This is a genomic window from bacterium (assembly GCA_035371905.1).
In the GTDB taxonomy this organism is placed as follows: domain Bacteria; phylum Ratteibacteria; class UBA8468; order B48-G9; family JAFGKM01; genus JAMWDI01.
The window spans coordinates 1-3,828 of record DAORXQ010000134.1; the positions used below are offsets into that span (position 1 = coordinate 1).

Genomic DNA, 3,828 nt, shown 5'->3' on the forward strand with positions numbered 1-3,828 from the left:
TAGGTCACCACTCTTTCAAGGTGGTAGCGCCGGTTCGAGTCCGGCTGGGGGCGTTTTCTTTATTAAAATGAAAAAAATAATTGCTGTCTGTGGAAGTAATGTAGGTGATAAAAATTTAGATGCGGGAGTTTTAAAAATTGCTGAAAAAGTTGGCTCTTTAATTGCTGAAAAGGGTGGAATTCTTATCTGTGGAGGACTTGGTGGGGTTATGGAAGCAGTAGCAAAAGGAGCAAAGAAAAAAGAGGGAATAACTGTCGGCATTCTTCCTTATGATAAATCAAAAGCAAATAAATATATAGACATACCAATAGGAACAAATCTTGGTTTTTATAGAAATTATATAATTGTTAACAGTGCTGACTGTGTAATAGGGATATGCGGAAGATGGGGAACTTTGAATGAAATATCAATGGCTATTGCTCTTGGAAAACCTGTAATTTTAATCTCTTCTTCAAAGGGTATATGTGAATTATTAAGTAAGAAGGAAATACTTGAAAAATTTGAAGAAAAACCATATATAGTTGAAACCCCAGAAGAAGCAATTGAACTCGCCTTTAAACTTATTTAATTCTTTACACTTCTATTTTCTGACCTACTTTTATTTCTAAAAAATTCTCTTTAAATCTTTCCCTGAATAACTCAATGCCTAAAACACCTGTACAGTGAGTCGGTCCGACTTTTTTAATATTTCTTTTTTTAAATTCTTCAACTATAATCTCAACAATTCTTTTTTCCTCTTCAATTAAATGAAAACCACCTATAACTGCATAAATACTCTCATCAGGAAAAAAATCTCTTATATAATCAATTATTTTTAATATTCCTGGATGAGCGCAACCTGTAAGAACTGAAATATCATTTTTTCCTTTTACTATTAATGACTGTTCTACAATTTTTTTCCCTTTATAATATCCTTCTATCTCTCCTGTGGTAAAAATTTTTTCTTCAAATTCTATCAGTTTTTCTATTTCAATAAAATTGCCCCCTTCCTTTTTCACATTTTCTTTAAATTTTTCACTGAATCCTTTACATCCATAAACTTCAATCCCTTTTTTAATTTTTAATAAATCCCATAAGCCACCTGTATGGTCCCAGTGCTCATGAGAAATAACAACCTTTTCAATTTTATTTATATCAACCTTCAATTTTTTAAAATTATTAATTAACCATTCTCCTTTTTCTCCTGTATCAAAAAGAATTTTTTCTTCAATAAGAAAAGAAACACCCCACCCTGTCTGTAAAAACTTCTCATCTGTGTCCTTATCAAAAATAACTTTTATTTCCATTTATTTTTCTCTTTCAATTTCTTTTATTCTTTTCTCTATTTCAGATAGTTGCTTTTTCAAAAACTCTGCCTCTTCTTTTAAATATTTAATCTCTTCCTCAGGTGTTATATCCGGTGTATATCCATACCAAAAACCAGGCCATGCACATCTTGGAAGTCCTCCCCTTCCTATTCCAATATAGGGATAAGGAGGAGTCCAGCCACCAAATCCAAATCCTCTACCTCTTCTGCACATATTCTCACCTCCTTTCCATATTTTTTTCAATTTCATTTATTATATTTTCCATAATTTTTAAGTCCTTTTTTGCCCATTCATACCAGTTTTTCAAAAATTCTCTTCCTGTCTCAGTTATACTATAAATTCTTCTTGCAGGTCCTGTTCCAGTTGTATCCCATGTTGAAATTACAAGTCCTGAAATCTCCATCATCCTTAAAGTTCTGTAAACAATTGTATAGTGTAAAAATGTAATATCAATTCCAAGATTTTTAAGTTCATCCATTAAAGAATATCCATAAGTAGGTTTTTTCAATAAAATCGTTAAAATCAATACACCAAGTAAATCACCTGAACCAAATGCCATCCATCTACAACCATGTCTCCACCTCATTTTTCCTCCTATTTTCAAATTTTCTATATTTATTATACCCACATATGTGCAAATTGTCAATAGTTAAATAAAAAAAATTAAAAATTTAAATTAGGAAGGATTAGCCAAACAAAGAAAACCAATATCCGTAAAGCATTTCCTCATATTTTTCAGGATTTTTAAACTCTTTTTTTATATAATCCCAGAAAATTGATTTATGATTTGGTATTAAAATATGAACCATTTCATGAAAAACAACATATTTTATCAAAGATTTTGGTAAGTATTTTAGTTTCAAATTAAAACTCAAACTTCCATTTCTTCTACAACTTGCCCATTTTGAATTCATATCCCTGAAATAAATTTTTTTAACTTTTACTTTCATTTTTTCAGAATATCTTTTTATATACTTCAAAACAATTCTTTTCAGTTCTTCATCATCCCTTTTATAAATCTTTTTATCCTTATATTTTCCCTTTATTTTTTCTATAAATTCAATCTTCTTTTCAATCCAAACCCTATGTTTCTCAATTATTTCTTCTGGTCTAAAATTACCTTTAAGTGGCAGAATTAAAACAAATTTCCCTTTAAGTTCTATTCTTGGATATTTAACATTCCTTTTTACAATTAAAAAATCCTTAACTTCCATATTCCTTCACAAATTCAATAATTTTCCTGTGTAATAAATCAAATTTTTCATAATCTAAATTATGTTTATTTTTTATCTCAAGACATATCTCTCTTGTTTTTCTCTCAATTACCTGTCTTAACGCTGGGTTTTCAATCCAGTTTTCAACCATACTATCTTTTATTCCATTTTTTATCTCTTCAACATAATTTTTAAGTGTAATTTCATCTTCTTTTATCTCATCTTTTAAAATTAAATAAAGCCCATAGTCAAAATTATCAAATTCAAGTTTTTCTTTCTCTTTTTCTTTTATTTCTATTTCCTTCAAAATTTCTTTCTCTTCCTTAAATAACTCCTCAATTTCAATCTTCCTTTCCTTCCATTTTCTTATCAGGTCATCTATTCTATCAGCAATTGTTCTATAAACAGGATTTTTTCCTCTTTCAACATAAACAAGTTTTGAAAGAATAAAAATAATATTCACAACCTTTTCTTTTTCAGGAATAGCACTTTTTCTAATCTCTTCAATTGTTTTCAAATCTAATTTTAAACTTGGCAGTGTTTTTTTTATTTCTTTTACTTTTAAATTTTTATGGACAAAATCAACCGTTTTTTTAAAAAATTTATCAACAAGTTCTTTTTCTTCCTCATCTTCAGTCAATTTTCTGTAATAATCATAAACAGCAGAAAACCATTTAAATTCTTTTAAGTACTTCAATTTTTCTGGATGAGAAGCGAGAATTTCAAAAATCTTCCTTGTTTTTTTATAATTCTCAAAAAATCTATCTCTTATTTTGTCATCTCTTAAAATATCCAAAGATTTCAAAAGGACTTCCCTTTCAATTTTAAACTTAATATTCTTAAAAATCTCTTTCATATTTTCAATACATTTTTCAAACTCTTCAAAAAGTTTATCATACTCAGTTATAAGTCCTTTTATTTCGCTTTTGTAATATTCTTTTAAAGCATATTTCAGATTTTTTATTACTCCAGCATAATCAATAATAAATCCACATTCTTTAACATCTCCATAAGGTCTATTTGTTCTTGCAATTGTTTGTAGAAGTCGGTGTTTTTTTAATAATTTATCAAGATATAAAACATGTAAAATTGGAGCATCAAAACCAGTAATAAGCATATCAGTAACTATCAAAATTTTCGGATATTCCTTTTCTTTAAAGTCATCTATTATCTTTTTAATTCTTTCTTTGTCATTTGCAAATCCTGAATACCTTTTCTTCCATTCATAATAAAATGAGTTTATAGGTTCTTTTTCATCAATTTTAAAACTCATAACAACTTCTGAATATTCAGGCGGTAAATATTTA

General features: G+C 28.0%; 6 protein-coding genes. 1 reads left to right on the forward strand and 5 read right to left on the reverse strand.

Annotated elements, in window-relative coordinates:
• Nucleotides 1–67 precede the first annotated feature (67 nt).
• On the forward strand, nucleotides 68–568 hold the full coding sequence (locus PKV21_09520) for a TIGR00725 family protein (protein ID HOM27724.1): 501 nt from the start codon (nucleotides 68–70) through the stop codon (nucleotides 566–568).
• A gap of 4 nt (nucleotides 569–572) precedes the next feature.
• Here PKV21_09520 and PKV21_09525 read toward each other — a convergent pair whose 3' ends face one another.
• The 5 genes from PKV21_09525 to PKV21_09545 all read right to left on the reverse strand — a co-directional run.
• Complete coding sequence (locus PKV21_09525) at nucleotides 573–1,286, reverse strand: MBL fold metallo-hydrolase (protein ID HOM27725.1); 714 nt, start codon at nucleotides 1,284–1,286, stop codon at nucleotides 573–575.
• Entirely contained in the window at nucleotides 1,287–1,520 is a 234-nt protein-coding gene (locus PKV21_09530) for a DUF5320 domain-containing protein (GenBank protein HOM27726.1), read from the reverse strand.
• A 4-nt stretch (nucleotides 1,521–1,524) separates the two neighbouring features.
• A complete protein-coding gene (locus tag PKV21_09535) occupies nucleotides 1,525–1,893 on the reverse strand; it encodes a PadR family transcriptional regulator (GenBank protein HOM27727.1) in 369 nt (122 codons plus the stop codon).
• Nucleotides 1,894–1,993: 100 nt separating this feature from the next.
• Nucleotides 1,994–2,521 (reverse strand): M48 family metallopeptidase, encoded by a 528-nt coding sequence (locus PKV21_09540; protein HOM27728.1) that lies wholly within the window; start codon nucleotides 2,519–2,521, stop codon nucleotides 1,994–1,996.
• Nucleotides 2,511–3,828 (reverse strand): DUF3387 domain-containing protein (locus tag PKV21_09545; protein HOM27729.1); only part of this gene is annotated, 1,318 nt, incomplete at its 5' end. The genes PKV21_09540 and PKV21_09545, both read right to left, overlap by 11 nt.

Bases quoted from the DNA above. Each gene is read 5' to 3' on its own strand.
- PKV21_09530 (HOM27726.1), bottom strand. From the start codon at position 1,520: ATGTGCAGAAGAGGTAGAGGATTTGGATTTGGTGGCTGGACTCCTCCT.
- PKV21_09520 (HOM27724.1), top strand. From the start codon at position 68: ATGAAAAAAATAATTGCTGTCTGTGGAAGTAATGTAGGTGATAAAAAT.
- PKV21_09535 (HOM27727.1), bottom strand. From the start codon at position 1,893: ATGAGGTGGAGACATGGTTGTAGATGGATGGCATTTGGTTCAGGTGAT.
- PKV21_09525 (HOM27725.1), bottom strand. From the start codon at position 1,286: ATGGAAATAAAAGTTATTTTTGATAAGGACACAGATGAGAAGTTTTTA.
- PKV21_09540 (HOM27728.1), bottom strand. From the start codon at position 2,521: ATGGAAGTTAAGGATTTTTTAATTGTAAAAAGGAATGTTAAATATCCA.